Source organism: Micromonospora sp. NPDC050980, assembly GCF_040653835.1.
Classification (GTDB): Bacteria; Actinomycetota; Actinomycetes; order Mycobacteriales; family Micromonosporaceae; genus Micromonospora.
This window is the reverse complement of the sequence record NZ_JBFAGS010000001.1, coordinates 373842-392691: the sequence shown is the minus strand read 5'-3', so window position 1 is coordinate 392691 and position 18850 is coordinate 373842. Positions and strand designations below refer to the sequence as shown.

The window sequence follows — 18850 nt, the reverse complement described above, 5'->3', positions numbered from 1 at the left end:
GCGGGACACCCGCGTGGGCCCGCGCACCGAAGGAGCGATCGTGCATCACAACCGTCTCAAGACCGCAGCGCTGCTCGGCCTGTTGACCTCGCTGATCCTCGCGGTCGGCTACTGGTTCGGCGGTAGCGGTGGTCTCGTCATCGCCGTGGTCGTCTCGTTGCTGATGAACGGCGTCACCTACTTCTTCTCCGACAAGCTCGCGTTGCGCTCGATGAAGGCGCAACCGGTCAGCGAGGCGCAGTTCCCCGAGCTCTACCGCATGGTGCGGGAGCTGTCCACGCAGGCCGGCAAGCCGATGCCCCGCCTCTACGTGAGCCCCACGTCGCAGCCCAACGCGTTCGCCACCGGGCGCAACCCGGAGCACGCGGCGGTGTGCGTCACCCAGGGGATCGTGGAGATCCTCGACTACCGGGAGCTGCGCGGCGTGATCGGGCACGAGCTGTCGCACGTCTACAACCGGGACATCCTGATCTCCAGCGTGGCGGCCGGCCTGGCCGGCATCATCACCATGCTGGCCAACCTGGCCTGGTTCATCCCGCTGGGCTCCGGCGACGACGAGGACGGCCCGAACCCGGCGGTGCTGCTGCTCACCCTGATCCTCGGCCCGATCGCGGCCACCGTGATCCAGTTGGCGATCAGCCGGAGCCGCGAATACCAGGCCGACGCGTCCGGGGCCGAGCTGAGCCGCGACCCGCTCGCCCTGGCCAGCGCGCTCAAGAAGATCCACATGGGGACCCAGGCCCGCCCGCTGGCCCCGCAGGGTCAGCTCGCCAGCACCGCCCACCTGATGATCGACAACCCGTTCAAGCGGGGCGGCGGCATCGCCGCGATGTTCGCCACCCACCCGCCGATGGAGCAGCGGGTGGCCCGGCTGGAGCAGATGGCCCGCAACTCCGGGCCGGTGCAGTTCCAGCGCTGAGCTTCCGTCCGGCCCGCCCGCGTCCGTCCCGGACGCGGGCGGAGCCGTGTTCAGGCCGGCTCGATCAGCCGGTCCGCCCGGGTGGCCAGCACCACGGCGAGCAGCACCAGCCCCGCCGCCAGGTAGGCCGCGGCCGGACCGAACAGGGCGGCGGTGCCGCCGAGGAGGAAGATCCCGACCCCGGAGAACATGATGTTGGAGGCGATCATGGTGGCCTCCACCTGCCCCATCCGTTCCGGGGGCGCCAGTCGCGCGAACGTCGCCTGCGCGCCGATCAGCCATCCCGCGCCCGCGCCGATCAGCGCGTTCGCCGGGGCGAGGGCCCAGACCGGGGCGCCGACCGCCACCAGCAGGCCGGCCAACAGCAGCGCCACCCCGAGCGCGCGGACGGCCATCACCTGGTTGGCGACCCGGGCCAGCCAGCCGCGCCGGCCGACGACGAGCACGAACACTGCGCCGCCGAACGAGGAGGCGGCCAGCAGCACCGGCCGCCAGCTCCCGTCGGCGAGGTCCGGGGCGAGCGTCTCCGGCAGCGCTCCGGACAGCACGGTGGCGAGGGTGAGCAGGGCGACGACGCGCAGCACCGGATGGCCGGCGATGATCCGGATGCCGGCCGTGGCAGGCGGTCGGATACGCCGCCCCTCCTGCCGGCCGACCGGCAGGCCGGCCAGGACCGCCGCCGCGATCAAAAACGACACCAGGTCGATCACGAGCGCCAGCCGGGGCCCGAGCGCCACCGTCATGCTCGCGCCGGCGACCAGGCCGACGACCTGACCGCTCTGGTTGGCGAAGGCGGAGAGCCCGAACAGCGGCAGCCGCAGCGGGGCCGCCACCGCCTCGGCGGCGACCGCCACGTGCACGCTCGAATAGGCGGCTCGGACCGCGCCGAGCAGGCCGGCCGCCACGATCGCCGGCAGCGGCCGGGGAACCGCCGCCGGTACGGCGATCAGCGCCGCCCCGGCCAGCGAGAGCGCGACCAGCGTGGTGCGCCGCGCCGGCACGTCCAGCCAGCCGCTGAACACGGTCGCGACCAGCAGCGCGGGCAGCATCCGGGCGGCGTAGACGGCGGCCGGCCCGAGCACCGAGTCGGTCTGGTCGTACGCGAGCAGCAGCAGGGCGGCCAGCCCGACGAAGTCACCCAGCTCGGAGATGCCCCGGGCGAGCAGCAGCCGGGACGCGACCGGGTGCCGGAAGATCGCCCGGTAGCCGGGGGAGGGCGTCGCGGTGTCGGTCATCGGTGTGACGGGCCTGCTTCCTCGACCACGACCCGCTGCGGCGCCATGACCCTGCCGCTCATCCGACCTCCGATCACGCCGGCGGTCGACCCTGCCGCCGTTGGCATGGAATCAGTTCGATGAGCAACCTACCCCGTGTCGGCAAGCGAGTCAGCCCGGGTACGACGCGGCGATGTGACCGACTCGACGATCCCGCGGATGAGCTGGGGCGTTAGGGTCGAAGGCGGCTTCACTCATTACCTGTCGATCCGGAGGTGCACCCGTGGCCGCACTGCGCCAGTATCTGGGCGTCTGGCGGATTCCCGGCGCGCCGATGCTGCTGATCCTCGGCGTCATCGGCCGGTTGGGGATCGGCATGACGCCGCTGGCGCTGCTGCTCGTGGTCGAGCAGGTGACCGGTCGCTACTCCCTGGCCGCCGTCGCGGGCGGCATCTACGCGCTCTCCGGCGCCGCGCTCAGCCCGGTCGCCGGCCGGATCGCCGACCGGGTCGGCCCCGCCCCGGTGCTGCTGGCCACCGCGTTGACCCACCCACTGGCGCTGCTCGGGCTGCTCGGCGCCAGCGGCTCCGACGTCGTCAACCTCCCGCTGATCTACCTGGCGGCGGGCGTCGCCGGCGCCACCTACCCGCCGCTGACCGCCGCCGTCCGGGGCGCCTGGAACGACCTGACCGCCCCCGCCACCGGCCGGGGTCACCTGCGCAACACCGCACTCGCCGCCGAGACCTCGCTGTTTGAGGTCGTCTTCGTGCTCGGCCCGCTGCTGGTCGCCGGCTTCGTGCTGGTCGCCGACGCCTCCGCCGCGCTTGTCGGCGCCGCCGTGGTCACCCTGGTCGGCACCGGCTCGGTCGCGCTCGGCCGGGTGATGCGCGGCTGGCGCCCGCACGCGCGCGAGCACCACGCCCGGGGTCTCGGCCCGCTGCGGGTCGGTGGATTCCCCGCGCTGCTGCTCTGCGTGGCCAGCCTCGGCATCGCGTTCGGCGCCTCCGGCGTGATCGTCCCGGCCTTCGCCGGGGACACCGGCGCCGACGACCCGCAGAGCCTGGCCGGTGTGCTGCTCGCCGTCTGGGGCGTCGGCAGCGCCGTCGGCGGCTTCTCGTTCGGCGTACGCCGGCCCGCCGCCAACATGGCCCGCCAGTTCGCCTGGCTGCTCGGGGCGGTCGCGGCCAGCTTCGCCGTCTTCGCGGTGATGCCCGGCCCGGTCGCGCTCGGCGTCGCCCTGGTGCTCGGCGGCGCCGCCATCGCGCCCGCGCTCACCCTGGAGAACACGCTTGTCGGGCGCGTCGCCCCGACCGGCATGCTGAACGAGGCGTACACCTGGGTGGTCACCATGTCGGTCGCGGCCAGCGCGGTCGGCGGCGCGGTCGCCGGGCTGATCGTCGACCACGCCGGCGGCGTACCGTGGGCGTTCCTCTTCGCCGGCGCGGCGGTCGGCGTCGGCGCGCTGGTCGCCGCGCTGCCCCGCGGCTCGATCGCCCGCGCGGAGGCCGCCGCGGTCCGCGCCGAGCAGTCCCTCGCCGCCTGAGCTGAGGCGGGGTGCCGCCCGGGTCATCCTGGCGTGAGGCGGGTCCGGTGCTCGTGGGTGCCGCGCAGGTAGCTGATGGTGACGTCGGACGCGCCGGCCAGCGCCTCGGCGAGGGTGACGCACGAGCGTAGTTCGGTGTCGCCGACGCTCGTGAGCAGGTCGCCGGGCCGTAGGCCGGCGGCGTCGGCGCGGCTGTGCGGGGCGACGTCGGTGATCAGCAGACCCGGGGTGTCCGGCAGCCCGACGGCGCTGCGCATCCGCCGGGCGAGGTGGGCCGGTGCGAGGGTCATGCCGAGCGGGCTGGTCGATCGCTGGTGCTCGAAGCCGACCAGCAGCTTGTGCAGCAGGGCGGCCAGGTGCTGCTGCTCGGTCGTGGTGAGCGCGGAGAGCAGCAGCTCCTCGTTGGCGAGGTGGATCGGTGCGATCTCGTCGAACAGGGCCGTCCCGCGTTCGGTGAGCGTGACGACGATGCCCCGGGCGTCCTCCGGGCTGGGCCGGCGGTCGACGATGCCCTTCTTGACGAGACGGGTGAGCCGGACGCTGACGGTGCCGCTGGTCAGGCCGAGCCGGTTCATGAGCACGCTCTGCGGAAGCGTGTAGGGAACGCCGGCGCGGCGCAGGGCGGCGATGACGGTGAAGTCGGCGGACGACAGGTCGAAGCGGGCGAACACGGTCGCCAACTCCTCGTCGAATCGGGTCCGGAGGCGGTTGAGCCGAGTGACGACGGCGATCGGCGTGACCGGGAGGTCGGGGCGCTCGGCGGCCCATTCGGCGAGGATCTCATCGACCGAGTCCGGCACGGCCGGACTGGCGTGCCTTCGGTCGGCGGGCGGACTCTCGCGGGGCATCCGGTCAGCCTAGTTAATCGCTCGAATTCAAGCAATCGCCGTGAGTAACTGGAAGACATTGCTTGCAATCAAGCAAAGTCCTCATGCATAGTGGCCGAGGCGTATGGCGGCGGGCGTATCGCCGCAGCCGGGAGGGGACTGCCGTGAGAGACGGAGCTGTCGGCGACGACCGCGTCGGTGACCAGGGGGCCGAGGAGCCAGCCGGACCGGGTAGCGCACGGGTCGAGGCGTTGAGCGACGCGATCATCGCCATCGCCGCCACGCTGCTGGTCATCGAACTGGCCGTGCCGGCGGCCGGAGCCGACGTGGGGCACGCGCTGCTCGAGGAGGTGCCGGCGTTCCTCGCCTACGGCGTCAGCTTCCTCACCATCTTGATCTTCTGGGTCAACCACCACGCGCTGTTCGGCATCGTCCGGCGAGTGGACCGGCCGCTACTGTTCCTCAACGGCCTGGTGCTGTTGGGTATCAGCTTCATCAGCTATCCCACGGCGACACTCGGACGTGCCCTCCAGGCAGGTGTGCACGACCGGGCCGCCGCCGTCTTCTACGCGGCGGTGCTGTGCGGGACCGCATCAGCGTTCACCGGCATCTGGTGCTACCTCCGGTTCCGGCCGCGCCTGCTGAGCGAAACGGCCCGCGGTGCGGTCCAAGGAGCGCTGCGGCGCAGCCTTGCCGGGCCGGGGGCGTACGCGATCGCCGCCCTGGTGGGCGCGGCGAACGCGGCCTTGGGCCTCGCGCTCTGCGCGCTGGTGGCGGCCTACTTCACGCTGGCCCCCCGGCGGCCCGGCCGTGCAGGTGCGGCGTGAGGCTCGCGGTGATCGGCGCCGGCGGGGTGGGACGGGCCATCGGCACGGCATGGCGGGCGGCCGGGCACGACGTCGTCTTCGGCGTACGCGACATCGACCGCCGCCGGGACCTGCCGGGTGTCGCGACGATCGACCAGGCCACCGCCGGGGCGGCGGCCGTGCTCGTGGCCGTGCCGGGTGCGGCCCTCGCGAACCTGCTCGACACCTACGCCCACAGCCTCGACGGTCACCTGCTCGTCGACGCGACAAACGTCATCGGCGGAACGACACTGCATCAGCTTCCGCTCCTGCTGGCCCGGGTGCCGCGAGCCCGGATCTTCCGTGCCTTCTGCACGGTCGGCGTCGAGGTGATGACCGAACCGGTCATCGACGGTGCCCGCGCCGATCTCGTGTTCTGCGGTCCCGACGGGCCGGACCGGGCCCTGGTGGCGGACCTGGTCACCGACGTCGGTCTCCGACCGATCCACCTGGGCGGGCTCGACGCGGCAGATCTCGTCGACGGGGTCACCCGCCTCTGGTTCGCCCTGGCCTTCCGCCAGGGCCTCGGCCGACACCACGGCATCCGGGTGTTGGCCGATCCCGGACACCCCTCGTGAAAGGAACGGAAGGAACAGCATGAGCCACAAGGATCTCAACCCGGTCAGCGCCGAGCGGCCGAAGCGCGTCGCGATCGTGATCTCGAACCCGGCCGTGTCGACCACGACCGGTTGGCCGGTCGGTTTCTGGTGGAGCGAACTCACCCACCCCTACTTCCACATGACCGAACTCGGCTACCGAGTGGACATCTTCAGCCCGGATGGCGGCAGGTGTGTGGCCGACGCGATGAGCGACCCCGAGGACGCCAGCCGGTGGCAGGCCGAGGACGTGATCAGCAGGGGTTACCGGCACGACTCGGAATTCGTCAAGCTCGTCGAGAACACCCGGCCGGTGAGCGACGTCTCGGTGGACGACTACGACGCGCTCGTCGTCGCCGGCGGCCAGGGTCCGATGTTCACGTTCGAGACGGCCGAGGTCCTGCACCGCACGTTCGCCGAGTTCTACGAGGCGGGAAGAGTGACGGCGGCGCTGTGCCACGGCACGGCGGTCCTGCGGTACGCGCGGCTGTCCAACGGCGAACCGCTGGTGAAGGGCCGGACGGTGACCGGGTTCGCCAACGTCGAGGAGGACGCCGCGGACCAGGCGGTGTGGGACGCCGGCCAGGTGCCACGGGGCACGCACGTCATGCCGTGGCGGATCGAGGACGAACTGCGCCGGCTCGGGGCGAACTTCATCCAGGCCGGCCTCTGGAAGGGTTTCGCGGTCCGGGACGGCAACCTCGTCACCGGCCAGCAGAACTTCAGCGGCACCGAGACCGCCAAGGTGATCATCGAGGCATTGGGTCGGTGACCCGCGGTCGTCCCGCGCGGTGCGTCACCGCGCGGGACGACGGCGACCGCGACCAGGATGGCGGGTCTCCCGTCCTGTCCTCGCGATCGTGGCGTCTTGCCAAGGTCGCCGGCTTCATGCCCGGCGGTTTCCGAGGTGACGGGAACGTCATGGCGAGTACGCCGAGGGTGGCCGCCAGCACGCCCGGCGCTTACCGGTAGTTGTTGAACTGCAGCGCGACGCCGAAGTCCTCGCCCTTGAGCAGTGCGATGACGGCCTGGAGGTCGTCCTTCTTCTTGCCCGTCACGCGGAGCTGGTCGCCCTGGATCTGCGCCTGGACACCCTTCGGGCCCTCGTCGCGGATCTTCTTGCTGATCGCCTTCGCCTTGTCGGTGTCGATGCCCTGGATCACCTTGGCGTCGATCTTGAAAACCTTGCCGGACGCCTTCGGGTCGCCCGCGTCCAGCGACTTCAGCGAGATGTTGCGCTTGACCAGCTTCTCCTTGAAGACATCGAGCGCGGCCCGCACCCGCTCCTCGGTCTCCGCCTGGAGGCTGATCCCCTCCTCGCCCGACCAGGAGATCTCGGCGCCGGTGCCACGGAAGTCGAACCGCTGCGACAGCTCCTTCTCCGCCTGGCGGAGGGCGTTGTCGACCTCCTGACGGTCGACCTTGCTCACGATGTCGAACGACGGGTTCGCTGCCATGCTCATGCTCCTGCTGTCCGGCGATGTGTCCTGATCCGTCCCGCACTGACCAGCGTGGGACTCCCTGACGGTACCCCGTTGCGGAGGGGGCGGGGGCAACCGCTATCCTGGCTTCCGCCGCCGCGTTGCGACGCGGTGGGGTGCCCTGGCGGGTTGCCCGAGCGGCCAATGGGAGCGGACTGTAAATCCGTCGCGAAAGCTTCAGAGGTTCGAATCCTCTACCCGCCACCAGGTGCAGATGCGGCCCCTGACCAGCAGAGATGCTGATCGGGGGCTGCCGTCATTTTCCGGTGACGTCCGCTCGATTCGCCTCCCATGCTCGGCCCTGCTGTGTCGCCTGAACGGGTGTTAGCCGAGCGCTACTCGCGAGCTGGTCGGTCGTTATAGATCCGACAGCCGGTGGGTGTGACCGCATCTATAACGCAGGGGTTGTACGTGAGCTACGATGGGCGCGCAGGTGACTGGCGGATCGACTCGACCAGCGAGGTCGATGACTGGCTGGTTCGCCTGAGCAAGGAAGATCCCGACTCGGCCGACCAGATCGCCGCCGCCATCGACATTCTGGCCAGGGAAGGCCCCGCGTTGGGCCGCCCGCTGGTCGACCGAGTGAAGGGCTCGGACTACAAGAACATGAAGGAGCTCAGGCCAGGTTCCTCGGGTGGCACCGAGATCCGCATTTTGTTCGCCTTCGACCCGACTCGCGCGGCCATCCTGCTGGTGGCCGGGAACAAGGCCGGCAACTGGAAGGGCTGGTACGAGACCAACATCCTCGAAGCTGACCGGCTCTTCGCCGAACACCTACGGACGTTGAAGGGACAACGCTGATGGTGCGTAGTTGGCAGGACACCCGCTCTCGCATGAATCTCGACGAGACGAAGGTTGCGGAACACAAGGAGCGGATGCTCGCTGAGGTCCGTGCGACTCGCCTACGGGAGATGCGTGAACACCGTGGTCTGACCCAGCAGGAGGTTGCTGACCGTATGCACGTCTCGCAGCCGCGAGTGGCTGCGATCGAGAAGGGTGAGGTGCCGGCGACCGAGGTCGGCACCATCGACCGGTACGTCTCCGCTCTCGGCGGCAGGCTGGAGATCGTCGCTGACTTCGATGGCGACCGGTTCGCTCTGAGCTGATCGGGTGCCTGGTCTAAGGACTGGCTATGTGTGGCCTGCTGTCTCACACGTTAGGTAGTCAGCTGGACCAGGACAATGCCCGCTTCACTCGCCGGCTCGGCATAAGCAGTACGGATTCGGTAGGTGCCGGGAGCTACGTCGATGACGAGACGCCGTCCGTGCTCCAACTCATCCCCGGCGAGTGCAGAGTCGAAGAGCTGTGCGCGTCCGCGGGTCGTCCATGTCCCTACCTCCTCCCAGGCGGCTGTCTCCATGGCCTTCGGGATGAGACGGATGACCTGTTCCTCGGAAGCGCCGTGAATCCACCGGACGAAGAGCCGCTTGGCCGAAAGGTAGGTGGTGGATGCGGGCTCGTCGCCCAGCACCAGCGCCTGTCCGTCGCCGATCTCCAGGCTGCCTGCGCGGCCGTCGACCTGGCAAGCCCGGCCGTAGTCGCCCCAAGTGTCCAGGTCACCCGGGTCGAAGTCGTTGGGTACACCTCTCCACTGAGCGAGGACTGACTCCGGCACGACGACGAGTGGTCCGCCGTCTGATTCGACCCACGAGAGCCGGCTCTTCGGCCGCCGCGTTGCCGCCAGGGCAGCCCCCAGGTCGCCCATGTCCGTGATGATCGCGTCGGCGCCGGCGACCGCCAGACGTTGGATCTTGCCAGGCTTGTTGGCGTATCCGATGGCGGCGACGCCGGCGGCATGGGCGGCTTCGATGTCGGTGGGGGAGTCGCCGACCAGGACGGCAGCGGTGGGTCGCACATTCAGTGCCTGGAGTGCCTGCACGACCGGCAGCGGGCTGGGTTTCATCAGGTCCGGGTGATGGCCGCGCCCGATGATGGCGGCGAAGTGGCGCGCGCGGTCGCGGCGAGCGAGGTAGGCGTTGATGGCTGCGGTGGAGTTGTTGCTGACGATGGAGAGGGCTCGCCCGGTGGCGAGACAGGCGCGGACGACGTCGAACGCTCCGATCGTCGTCTCCGCGGTCGCGACTGCCTCGACCTCCGCTGCCTCAAGCGCTGCGCTGACCGTGTCGACAAGCTCGGGTGCGAACGCGGCTGTCCCGCGAAGCAGTTCCAGCGGGTCGTCCTGGTCGCGCAGGTCGTCGGGAAGTTTGACGCCTCGACTGCGGATCAGATGGCGGAGGTTGGCGGCGACGCTGGGCGCGGTCTTTCCTGCGAAGACGCGGCAGACGGGACCGTCGAAGTCGAGAAGGACTACCTCGGCCTGCTCAACCATTCCGATGAGCTGCTCGGTTGGTGGGCTCACTGCTGGTACTCGCGGGCGATCGTGGACCACATGGAGTCGAACCAGGATCGGGCCTGCTCCACGTACTGCGCTGCGTCCGAGGTCTCGTCTTCGCTGATGGCGCGATGGAACAGGATCGCGTCCTTACCCATCGGGTCGAAGATCCCGACATCTTTCCCGTCGATGGTCACCGTGTGCTCCACAACCGGGTAGAAGCCGAAGAAGACCTCTTCGCCGTTGAGGATGTAGAGCTTGAAGGCGGGAGCGGAGCGATGGACACGCACTTCCGCCTTGGCCTCTCCGACGAGGCGGAAGTGCGCGAGTTCACGGACGGCCGCAAGGATGCCTTCGGTGTGCCGATGAGTGATGCGCTTCGCGCGCGCCCGCACCGCTGGATCGTCGGCCCGCGTCTCCGCCGGGCAGGGCAACGCCATCGGCTTGTCGACGTCGGGCAGCAGGATACGGATGGTGACCGACTCCGGGGTGAGACGCCCAGCCCGGATCTTGTCGAGCGGCTCGGTCAGCACGCCGTGCAGCGTCTCCCCGGAGAAGCCGGCGAAGTCGATCGCGACGTGAGGACGGTCGAACGCGGCCTCGATGTGGGGTCGCAGCCCCACCGGGCGCTCGGTCTGTGCTCGGACGAAGGCGCCGCTGCCCTGGCGGGTCACGATCAAACGCTCGTCCCGCAGGATGCGCAGCGCTGACTTCACCGTCTCGCGAGCGACGTCGAAGCGCTCGGCGAGGTCGTGCTGCGACGGTAGCCGCTCGCCCGGCTGGAACTTTCGGGTGCGGATCGCCGCTCGTATGACATTCGCGATCTGCTGCGACGGGGGCCTGGGGTCGTCCCGGTCCAGATCGGCCAGGTCTTCCGGCTCGCTGGTCATGAGCGTCAGAGTAGCGGCTGGCTAGCCAGGTCAGGCGAAGGGCGTTTCGGCGTTGACCTGGCTAGCCAAGCTGGCCTACCTTCCACCTCAGCTGATTTGACTAGCCAAGTTTTCACCGTGACCCGTGGGAGTGCCGGCGGGTCGACCTGGAAGGACGGGCAATGGCGGTCCCGAACACGATCAAGGTTTCTGGCTCCGTTGGGAACGGCGGCGAGTCGTGAGGCCGGAGCAGAGGCTGGACACGCCATTCCTGGTGGCGCTGTCCTGGGCGATCGTCGACTACCACGTGGCGTACACCTGTTCCCGCTGTCGCCCGTACGGCTGGTGTCCTCGGGTCGTGGTGGCGCGGGCCCGCATCCGCGCGTGGCGGCGGCTCCGCGAGCAGTGGCGGAGCTGAGATCCGGCGCGCTGCTCCTGATCAGCAGGGCGGTGAGCGTGCAGTTCGTGACGCGTTCCACTTCCGGTTGATCCGGGTCCTCGACTGGACCACCTACGACGGTTGGCATGGCTGGACGGCTACCGCCACCAGGCGTCCGGCTTCGGCGATCACGTCCGCGTCGACGTCCGCCGTCGTGCCGCCGACGGCTTCCGCGTACTCGTAGGCGTTCTCGAAGGCGACCAGCTCGGCGCCCAGGGGAGTGCCGTCCCAGGTGACGTACAGGTACGCCCAGGCCGTCAGGTCCCGAGGCGCGATCTCCCCGGCGAGCGCCCGGCGGGCCATGAGTCGGACGGCCGCCTCCTCGCCCTCTCGGCTGCACCTCGGGTAGTAGGTGAGGGAGAGTTCCGTCAGGGCGTCTTCGAGCCACCGTCGCACCTCGTCGTTCTCGCTGCCCTTCGCACAGGAGGCGCCGGCGAGGATCCGGAGGGTGGGGCTGTCCACGCCCGCCGTGAGGCAGTCGCAGGCGGCTTCGATCACCTGGGCGGCGGTGCCCGGGCCGGTGCTCCAGAGGACGGCGGCTTCCTGGAGTCGGGTGCGGGCGGCGTCGACGGACATCGCCACATGGTGCGCCGGCGCGCCCGGGCTGTCGCCGCATATCCGGCGGGCGGGACCGGTTTGCGGCGGCGTGGGGTCCGGGTATCCAGCGATGCATGTCATCGTCTGGTCGTCACTCGGTCGACAGGTTCAACACGTTCCTCGACGCCAGCGACGGCCAGCGACTGACCGCGATCGTGCTCGCCCTGGTCGCGGGGCCGCTCGCCAGGCTGTTCTGTGCCTGGCTGGCCACCTCGTTCCTGCGCGGCGCGCACTGGTTGGTGCAGACGCTCGCGTTCGCCGTCGTCGGCCTGCTGGTCGGCGCGGGGTTGCTCGTGCTGCTGACCTGGAGCGGGTCCCGTGCCCGGCATTGACGGTCGCGCCACGGTCGGCGTACGTCAGGTGGTTTTCGCCGTGAGTGAGGGAATCCCCCTGTGGCGCTCATGCCCAATACAGGTATGGTGGTCTATGGCCGGAGCGGACCTCGTCCTGCGGGCGGGTCGCCGGTCAGGTGAGCACGAGCGCTGGCGGGACGGAGTTTTCGGGTGCCTTGATCCCTTCGTGATGAACGTCGGAATCCGCAGTGGACGAAGCCGCCCGGCACCGTCGCACCTGATGAGCTGGCTGCGCGTGGTGGGTCCCTGGGCCGAATGGCGGAACCTGACAGCTACTCGGGCTGCACAGGTCTTCGCTCCTTTTCTGCCCCTGACCGGTGTGGCACGATCGTGGAACCTCCACCATCCCTGTGACACTCTCCCGACAGGAGCAATCATGTCTGGTCGAAGGTTGGGCCGGCTGCTCGGCTCGCTCCTCGTGCTCGCTGCCCTTCTGGCCGGTTCCAGCGTCATCGGCAGCACCGAAGCGCAACTGGGCGACGTCATCTGGGCCGCCGACATCACCCGGTGACCCAAGGACCGCCTCGCGCGGCACAGGGGAGTGGTATGGCCGGCCGGAACCAAGGACGCCGATCGACGGAGCGGGCCTGGCTCATCACCGCACCACTGACGCTCCTCGCGGTGGTCTTCAGCACGGCCATCGGCATCATTTCCGACCAACCCCTCGGGGACTGGGCCTGGGCCCTCGTGCTGCTCGTGGTGATGACGGCGGTCAGCGTCCCCGTCCTCAACTTCATCGTCCGGCGCCAGTCGGTGGCCGTGACGCTGACCGAGGTGCCGTTGGTGGTGGCGCTGTTCTACCTGCCACCACTGACGGTGGTCCTCATCTACACGCTGTCGACGCTGGGCTGGTGCGTCTGGCACCGCTTCACGCCGGCGAAACTGTGGTTCAACGCGGCCAAGGCCGCCGCCGCGACCTCTCTGGCCGGGCTCGTCCTCCTGGCCCTGCCACCGTTGCAGGGCGTCGACCGGCCGGGCACCTGGGCCAGCCTCTTCGTCGCGATCAACACAATCACCCTGGTGAGCCTGCTCTCCGTGGTCGGCGTGCACGTGCTCCTCCAGGGTTGGCAGCCCGGCCGCGAGGCGTTGCGCACGGCCCCCTCCGTCTTCCTCACGTCGTCGATCAACGCCTCGATCGGGCTGCTCATCCTGATCGCGTTGGAGACGACCTGGTGGTCCGCGCTGCTGCTCGCCGCGCTCTTCGTCGCGCTCGGCCAGGTCTACCGCTCCTACTCCCAGTTCTTCCAGCAGCACCGCACGCTGGCCGGCATGTACGACCTGGCCCGCCTGATCACCACAAGCGCCGAGGGCGCCCTGGGTGACGTGCTGCTCGACCGGGTCCGCGCGCTGATGCAGGCGGAATACGCCACGCTCTGGCTGCCGGCCCAGGGGCGGCACCCGGAGGTGCTGCTCACCGCGCGCGTCGACGCGCCCGGGCTGCTGGACGTCGCACCGACCCCGGCGGCGTTCCGGGAGCAGGCGCGCAGCCTGGGCCGCACGTTGACCACCGGCCGGCAGCTCGGCGCCGACACCGCGCTGCGCGGTGTGGCCGACGTCAAGCAGGTCAAGGACGCCATCGTGGTGCCGCTGCGGTCCGGCCAGGCGGTGATCGGGACGCTCGAGGTGGTCAACCGGATCAGCGACGTCGGCCACTTCACGCCGCGTGACCTGCCCGTCTTCGAGACGGTCGCCGCGCACGCCGCGGTCGCGCTGGAAAACTCGCGTCTCGTCGACCGGTTGCGGCACGACGCCGACCACGACGCGCTCACCAAGCTGCCCAACCGGCGGCGGCTCATCTCGGCGGTCGCCGAGGCGATCAAGATCGGCGCGCCGGACGAGGTGGTGGCGCTGCTGCTCTTCGACGTCGACCGGCTGCGTCAGGTCAACGAGTCACTCGGTCACGCGGCCGGCGACAAGGTGCTGGTCGAGGTGGCCGAGCGGCTGCGCGCCTGCGCCCCCTCGTCGGCGCTGGTCGGCCGCGTCGGTGGCGACGAGTTCCTGGTGACGCTGCGGCTGGAGAGCGCCGACGCGGCGCTGGAACTGGCCGCCCAGCTCCGCGAGCAGATCCGCGACGAGATGGTCTTCGACACGCTCACCCTGGACGTGGACACGGCCGTCGGCGTGGCCGTTCACCCGGACCACGGCGGTGACGCGGTGGCCCTGCTCCAGCGGGTCGACCTGGCCGCCACCGCGGCCAAGTCGGTGCCGGGCAGCGTGCAGCTCTACAGTCCGGCGCTGGAGTCCCGCTCGCTGCGCCGGCTCGGCCTCGCCGGCGACCTGGAGCGGGCGCTGGCGGACGGCGACCTGGAGGTCTACTTCCAACCGAAGGTGACGCTGCGGGACCGCCGGCTGGTGGGGGTCGAGTGCCTGGCCCGCTGGGAGCATCCCGCGCACGGCACGGTCGAGCCGGACGACTTCGTGGCGGTGGCCGAGCACACCGGCCAGCTCGGCCGGCTCACCGAGTTCGTGCTGCGGGAGAGCCTGCGGCGCAGCCGCGACTGGAGCCACGGGGAGCAGGCGCTGTCCGTCTCGGTCAACCTCGCCGCCCGTACGCTCACCGACCAATACTTCCCCGCGCTCGTGCACGACCTGCTGGCGGAGTACGGCGTACCCCCGCAGCGACTCACCCTGGAGGTCACCGAGTCGGGGGTGCTGGACGGCACCGAACGTCCCATCCCCACCCTGCGCAGCCTCCGCGACCTCGGTGTCCGTCTCTCGGTGGACGACTTCGGCACCGGCAACTCGTCGCTGGCCCAGTTGCGCCGGCTGCCGGTGCACGAGGTCAAGGTGGACCGGTCGTTCGTGCAGGGGATGGCGACCGACCCGGGCGACCTGGCCATCGTCAACGCGGTGGTGACGCTCTCCCAGCAGTTCGGCCTGACCGTGGTCGCCGAGGGCGTGGAGAGCGAGCTGACCCTGGAGCTGCTCCAGGACATCGGCTGCGAGATCGGCCAGGGCTTCCTGTTCAGCCGGCCGCTGCCGTACGAACGTCTGGAGGCCTGGTTCGGGGCCCAGGTCGACCCCGAGACGATCGTCGCCGGGGAGCTTCCCCGCCTGCGCGTAGTGCCCTGATCAGGGCCGACACGTGTCGGGGGGATCCGATTTCACCTCGGCGACGCGGTCGTGTACTGTTTCCTCTGCGCGACACCCCGAGGGTGATCGAGCAGGCCCCCTTAGCTCAGTCGGCAGAGCGTCTCCATGGTAAGGAGAAGGTCTACGGTTCGATTCCGTAAGGGGGCTCAAAGGGTCCGGCTGGACCCGCCACGGCGGTGTAGCTCAGATGGCAGAGCAAGCGGCTCATAATCGCTGTGTCGCCGGTTCAAGTCCGGCCACCGCTACTCTCGTCCTCCGGGCTCGCCCGGTGGCCGGTGGGAAGGGCGCCACAGGCGCCCACTTTGCATGTCCGCGTCGTCAGCGCGTAGGCTGACACGCCGTAGTTGATATCCGTGAGCGAGGAAGGCACTCCGCCGTGGCGAAGGCGACCGATGTCCGGCCGAAGATCACTTTGGCGTGTGTGGAGTGCAAGGAGCGCAACTACATCACGCGCAAGAACCGTCGTAACGACCCGGACCGCATCGAGCTGAAGAAGTTCTGCCCCCGGGACGGCAAGCACACCGTCCACCGCGAGACCCGCTGACGCACGGCCGGCCCCGCCGGCTCCGCAGCAGCTCCACCGACGCCGATCCGCCCGGTCGACGGCCCGCAGGGCCAGCCGACCGCTCGGATCGGCGTTCGTGTTTCCGTGTAGGTTCGCGGCATGTCCCTGGACCCGTCCTTCGTCGGCCGGACCTATCCGCCGACCGCCCCCTATCAGGTGGGCCGAGAAAAGATCCGTGAGTTCGCCACCGCCATCGGGGCGACCGACCCGGCGCACCACGACCCGGAGGCGGCCCGGGCGCTGGGCCACGCCGACGTGGTGGCGCCGCCGACGTTCCCGGTGGTCGTGACCATGGCGGCCAGCCGGCAGATCGTCGACGACCCGGAGCTGGGCGTCGACTACCGCCGGGTGGTCCACGGCGACCAGCGGTTCGCCTACACCCGGCCGGTGGTGGCCGGGGACGAGCTGGTCTGCGTGAACACCATCGAGGACGTGACCACCCGGAGCGGGCACGGCTTCCTGACCACCCGCACCGACGTGCGCACCACCGCCGGCGAGCCGGTGGTCGCGGTCTGGTCCAAGATCGTCGTACGCAAGGAGGCGTGAGGATGGAACTGCCCGTGCAGACCTACCGGGTGACCCGCGCGGATTTGGTCCGCTACGCCGGCGCCTCGGGCGACTTCAACCCGATCCACTGGAACGACCGGACCGCCACCGCCGTCGGCCTGCCCGGGGTCATCGCCCACGGCATGTTCACCATGGCCCTGGTCGGCCGCGCGGTCGCCGGCTGGGCCGGCGCGCCGGACGCGGTGGTCGACTTCGGCGTCCGCTTCACCCGCCCGGTGGTCGTCCCGGACACCGACGAGGGCACCGAGATCGAGGTCGCCGCGGTGGTCAAGGAGGTCACCGAGGACGGGCTGACCAGGCTCGACATCACCGCCACCTGCCAGGGTGAGAAAGTGCTGTCGCAGGCTCGGGCGCTGATCCGCACCGCTCGCTGAGAAGCGGCCCGACGCGCGAGGGGCGGACCGGTTGGGAAAGTCGTACGACTACCCGTACACTGGTCCGCCGTGGGGCAAGTGACCCCCGCTCGGCACAACGTGTCCGGGTGGAGGTGAGTTGCCGCACAGGGGTGTAGCTCAATTGGCAGAGCAGCGGTCTCCAAAACCGCAGGCTGCAGGTTCAAGTCCTGTCACCCCTGCGCCTCAGGCCTGACCGTTCCCGTGGGTCGCGTCGCCGTTCGCGGTGGCGTCCGGCCCGTGGTGGTGGCACCGGTGGGGTGGTTCCGAGGCGATCGGGGCCCTCCCGGCCGGTCCGCCGGCCGCGGCCCGTCGCGGGACGGTTGGTCCGGCCGGCGTGACCAACACGCCGCGCACGCCGCCCGGCGTGCGACCCCATACCCCGCACGGAGGGCGAAGTGGCCGAGAAGAAGCGGCGCGGCGAGGACGACGGCGACGAGCGTCTGAACGACGACGCGACTGTCGACGGCGTTGCCGACGACGATGTGGCCGACGACGCCGCCGACGCGGACGAGCCGGTCTCCCGAGGCGGCACCGCGACCCGCAAGCGGGCGCACGCCGAGCCGGCCGAGGGCCGGAAGACCCGCAAGGACACCGAGCGGATCGGGCTCTTCGCCCGCATCGCGCGGTTCTTCCGCGAGGTCGTGGCCGAGCTGCGTAAGGTCATCTGGCCGACGCGCAAGGAGCTGCTGACCTACACGGCGGTGGTGGTCACCTTCGTCGCGGTGATGCTGGCGATCGTGGCCGGCCTGGACTACGGCTTCGCCAAGGCGGTGCTGTGGGTCTTCGGCAACCCCAGCTGACCTGCGGACAGCGATACTGACGGAAGTGAGCGAGCGTGCCTGAGTACGACGAGACCGCCGAGACCCCGGACGAGCAGTCCGCGGTGGCGACGGCGGCCAACAACGAGTCGGTCGAGGCCGCCAGCGAGCCGGAGTTCCCGACCACCGAGCCGGAGCCGGACGAAGACTTCGACCCGGTCGCCGAGCTGCGCCAGAAGCTGCGCTACGCGCCCGGCGACTGGTATGTGGTGCACTCGTACGCCGGCTACGAGAACAAGGTCAAGACCAACCTCGAGACCCGGATCACGTCCCTCGACATGGAGGACTACATCTACCAGGTCGAGGTGCCGACCCGGGAAGAGGTCGAGGTCAAGAACGGCAAGCGGTCGCAGGTCCAGGCGAAGGTCTTCCCGGGTTACATCCTGGTCCGGATGGAGCTGACCGCCGAGTCCTACTCCTGCGTCCGGAACACCCCGGGGGTCACCGGCTTCGTCGGTGCCACCGACCGGGCCGACCGGCCGGCGCCGTTGAGCCTCGACGAGGTGCTCAAGTGGCTCGCGCCGGCGGTCGAGACCGAGCAGAAGAAGGCCAAGCCCGAGGTCAAGGTCCTCGACTTCGAGGTCGGCGACTCGGTCACCGTCACCGACGGCGCGTTCGCGTCGCTGCCGGCGACGATCAGCGAGATCAACGCCGACCAGCAGAAGCTCAAGGTGCTGGTGTCGATCTTCGGCCGGGAGACGCCGGTCGAGCTGAACTTCAACCAGGTCGCCAAGATCTGACGTACGCCCGCACCGGCGGTCGGCCTTCGCGGGCCGGCCGCCGGTGTCGCGTGAGACTGCGCTATCCTAGAACGTCGGCTGTCCGCACCGTGCTGACCGTGCGCGCCCGCGGACCGGCCAGAATCCCAGTTTCAAGCCCCAGGAAGAGACATGCCTCCGAAGAAGAAGCTCGTCAAGACGTTCACGCTTCAGCTGCCGGCGGGCCAGGCCACCCCGGCGCCGCCGGTCGGCCCCGCGCTCGGCCAGCACGGCGTGAACATCATGGAGTTCTGCAAGTCCTACAACGCGCAGACCGAGTCCCAGCGGGGCGACGTCGTCCCCGCCGAGATCAGCGTCTACGAGGACCGCACCTTCACCTTCGTGCTGAAGACCCCGCCCGCCGCCCGGCTGCTGATCAAGGCCGCCGGCGTGCAGAAGGGCTCGGGCGTCCCGCACAAGGAGAAGGTCGGCTCGGTGACCCGCGCCCAGCTGCGCGAGATCGCCGAGAAGAAGATGGCGGACCTCAACGCCAACGACATCGACCAGGCCGAGAAGATCATCGCGGGCACCGCCCGGTCGATGGGCCTGACCGTCGCCGACTGATCTCGCTCCACCGCTCCACCCGATCCGTTCGTGGGAGGGCCGCGACCGCGCGCGCCCGCCAGAGACCACAGGAGT

General features: G+C 70.2%; 23 protein-coding genes and 4 tRNA genes. 21 read left to right on the top strand and 6 right to left on the bottom strand.

Annotation, left to right across the window (positions count from 1 at the left end):
- Positions 1-40 precede the first annotated feature (40 nt).
- Positions 41-919, top strand: coding sequence for a zinc metalloprotease HtpX (htpX, locus tag AB0H28_RS01920; RefSeq protein WP_358032794.1), 879 nt, complete (start codon positions 41-43; stop codon positions 917-919).
- A 50-nt stretch (positions 920-969) separates the two neighbouring features.
- Here the strand turns inward: htpX and AB0H28_RS01915 are convergent, their stop codons facing one another.
- Positions 970-2154 (bottom strand): hypothetical protein, encoded by a 1185-nt coding sequence (locus AB0H28_RS01915; protein ID WP_358032791.1) that lies wholly within the window; start codon positions 2152-2154, stop codon positions 970-972.
- 262 nt (positions 2155-2416) lie between these two features.
- Between AB0H28_RS01915 and AB0H28_RS01910 the strand changes: the two genes are divergently transcribed.
- Positions 2417-3676, top strand: a complete 1260-nt coding sequence (locus AB0H28_RS01910) for an MFS transporter (RefSeq protein ID WP_358032788.1) — start codon at positions 2417-2419, stop codon at positions 3674-3676.
- Between the two features lie 23 nt (positions 3677-3699).
- Here the strand turns inward: AB0H28_RS01910 and AB0H28_RS01905 are convergent, their stop codons facing one another.
- On the bottom strand, positions 3700-4524 hold the full coding sequence (locus AB0H28_RS01905) for a MarR family transcriptional regulator (protein WP_358032785.1): 825 nt from the start codon (positions 4522-4524) through the stop codon (positions 3700-3702).
- Between the two features lie 143 nt (positions 4525-4667).
- Between AB0H28_RS01905 and AB0H28_RS01900 the strand changes: the two genes are divergently transcribed.
- From AB0H28_RS01900 to AB0H28_RS01890, 3 genes are read left to right on the top strand one after another with little or no spacing between them, the layout of a single operon-like run.
- On the top strand, positions 4668-5330 hold the full coding sequence (locus tag AB0H28_RS01900) for a TMEM175 family protein (RefSeq protein ID WP_358032782.1): 663 nt from the start codon (positions 4668-4670) through the stop codon (positions 5328-5330).
- On the top strand, positions 5327-5926 hold the full coding sequence (locus tag AB0H28_RS01895; protein WP_358032779.1) for an NAD(P)-binding domain-containing protein: 600 nt from the start codon (positions 5327-5329) through the stop codon (positions 5924-5926). The genes AB0H28_RS01900 and AB0H28_RS01895 overlap by 4 nt, the downstream gene beginning before the upstream one ends.
- 19 nt (positions 5927-5945) lie before the next feature.
- Complete coding sequence (locus tag AB0H28_RS01890; RefSeq protein ID WP_358032777.1) at positions 5946-6716, top strand: type 1 glutamine amidotransferase domain-containing protein; 771 nt, start codon at positions 5946-5948, stop codon at positions 6714-6716.
- Positions 6717-6906: 190 nt separating this feature from the next.
- Here AB0H28_RS01890 and AB0H28_RS01885 read toward each other — a convergent pair whose 3' ends face one another.
- The gene (locus AB0H28_RS01885; protein WP_358032774.1) at positions 6907-7401 is read right to left on the bottom strand and encodes a YajQ family cyclic di-GMP-binding protein; all 495 of its coding nucleotides are present in this window, start codon (positions 7399-7401) and stop codon (positions 6907-6909) included.
- Positions 7402-7548: 147 nt separating this feature from the next.
- Here AB0H28_RS01885 and AB0H28_RS01880 point away from each other — a divergent pair.
- From AB0H28_RS01880 to AB0H28_RS01870, 3 genes are all read left to right on the top strand, one after another.
- Positions 7549-7632 (top strand) — tRNA-Tyr (locus tag AB0H28_RS01880).
- A gap of 204 nt (positions 7633-7836) precedes the next feature.
- Positions 7837-8226: a type II toxin-antitoxin system RelE/ParE family toxin gene (locus tag AB0H28_RS01875; RefSeq protein WP_358032772.1), complete on the top strand. Its 390-nt coding sequence runs from the start codon at positions 7837-7839 to the stop codon at positions 8224-8226.
- 32 nt (positions 8227-8258) lie between these two features.
- Positions 8259-8531 carry a helix-turn-helix transcriptional regulator gene (locus tag AB0H28_RS01870; protein ID WP_358032770.1) on the top strand — a complete coding sequence of 91 codons (273 nt, stop codon included), beginning with the start codon at positions 8259-8261 and terminating at the stop codon, positions 8529-8531.
- 50 nt (positions 8532-8581) lie between these two features.
- Here the strand turns inward: AB0H28_RS01870 and AB0H28_RS01865 are convergent, their stop codons facing one another.
- Together AB0H28_RS01865 and AB0H28_RS01860 are read right to left on the bottom strand one after the other, a co-directional pair.
- On the bottom strand, positions 8582-9754 hold the full coding sequence (locus AB0H28_RS01865) for an Imm21 family immunity protein (protein ID WP_358032767.1): 1173 nt from the start codon (positions 9752-9754) through the stop codon (positions 8582-8584).
- Positions 9755-9780: 26 nt separating this feature from the next.
- A complete protein-coding gene (locus tag AB0H28_RS01860) occupies positions 9781-10647 on the bottom strand; it encodes a winged helix-turn-helix domain-containing protein (protein ID WP_358032764.1) in 867 nt (288 codons plus the stop codon).
- Between the two features lie 217 nt (positions 10648-10864).
- On the opposite strand from AB0H28_RS01860, the gene AB0H28_RS01855 reads away from it, so the two are divergent.
- Positions 10865-11044 carry a hypothetical protein gene (locus tag AB0H28_RS01855; protein WP_358032761.1) on the top strand — a complete coding sequence of 60 codons (180 nt, stop codon included), beginning with the start codon at positions 10865-10867 and terminating at the stop codon, positions 11042-11044.
- Between the two features lie 93 nt (positions 11045-11137).
- Here AB0H28_RS01855 and AB0H28_RS01850 read toward each other — a convergent pair whose 3' ends face one another.
- A complete protein-coding gene (locus AB0H28_RS01850) occupies positions 11138-11641 on the bottom strand; it encodes a hypothetical protein (RefSeq protein ID WP_358032759.1) in 504 nt (167 codons plus the stop codon).
- Between the two features lie 95 nt (positions 11642-11736).
- Here AB0H28_RS01850 and AB0H28_RS01845 point away from each other — a divergent pair, with 95 nt between their 5' ends.
- From AB0H28_RS01845 to rplK, 12 genes are all read left to right on the top strand, one after another.
- Complete coding sequence (locus AB0H28_RS01845) at positions 11737-11994, top strand: hypothetical protein (RefSeq protein WP_358032756.1); 258 nt, start codon at positions 11737-11739, stop codon at positions 11992-11994.
- Positions 11995-12391: 397 nt separating this feature from the next.
- A complete protein-coding gene (locus AB0H28_RS01840) occupies positions 12392-12526 on the top strand; it encodes a hypothetical protein (RefSeq protein ID WP_358032753.1) in 135 nt (44 codons plus the stop codon).
- A 35-nt stretch (positions 12527-12561) separates the two neighbouring features.
- On the top strand, positions 12562-15087 hold the full coding sequence (locus AB0H28_RS01835; RefSeq protein WP_358032751.1) for a bifunctional diguanylate cyclase/phosphodiesterase: 2526 nt from the start codon (positions 12562-12564) through the stop codon (positions 15085-15087).
- A gap of 95 nt (positions 15088-15182) precedes the next feature.
- Positions 15183-15255: transfer RNA gene (locus AB0H28_RS01830), tRNA-Thr, on the top strand.
- A gap of 25 nt (positions 15256-15280) precedes the next feature.
- A tRNA-Met gene (locus tag AB0H28_RS01825) sits at positions 15281-15353 on the top strand.
- Between the two features lie 131 nt (positions 15354-15484).
- Positions 15485-15652 (top strand): 50S ribosomal protein L33, encoded by a 168-nt coding sequence (gene rpmG, locus AB0H28_RS01820; RefSeq protein ID WP_013288652.1) that lies wholly within the window; start codon positions 15485-15487, stop codon positions 15650-15652.
- 120 nt (positions 15653-15772) lie between these two features.
- A complete protein-coding gene (locus AB0H28_RS01815; RefSeq protein ID WP_358032749.1) occupies positions 15773-16219 on the top strand; it encodes a MaoC family dehydratase N-terminal domain-containing protein in 447 nt (148 codons plus the stop codon).
- Between the two features lie 2 nt (positions 16220-16221).
- Positions 16222-16614 carry a MaoC family dehydratase gene (locus tag AB0H28_RS01810; RefSeq protein WP_358032746.1) on the top strand — a complete coding sequence of 131 codons (393 nt, stop codon included), beginning with the start codon at positions 16222-16224 and terminating at the stop codon, positions 16612-16614.
- Positions 16615-16741: 127 nt separating this feature from the next.
- Positions 16742-16814: transfer RNA gene (locus AB0H28_RS01805), tRNA-Trp, on the top strand.
- 216 nt (positions 16815-17030) lie between these two features.
- The gene (gene secE / locus AB0H28_RS01800; RefSeq protein ID WP_091065734.1) at positions 17031-17435 is read left to right on the top strand and encodes a preprotein translocase subunit SecE; all 405 of its coding nucleotides are present in this window, start codon (positions 17031-17033) and stop codon (positions 17433-17435) included.
- A 35-nt stretch (positions 17436-17470) separates the two neighbouring features.
- Positions 17471-18193, top strand: coding sequence for a transcription termination/antitermination protein NusG (gene nusG, locus AB0H28_RS01795; protein WP_358032744.1), 723 nt, complete (start codon positions 17471-17473; stop codon positions 18191-18193).
- A 150-nt stretch (positions 18194-18343) separates the two neighbouring features.
- Positions 18344-18775: a 50S ribosomal protein L11 gene (gene rplK, locus AB0H28_RS01790; protein ID WP_091065740.1), complete on the top strand. Its 432-nt coding sequence runs from the start codon at positions 18344-18346 to the stop codon at positions 18773-18775.
- Positions 18776-18850: the final 75 nt, after the last annotated feature.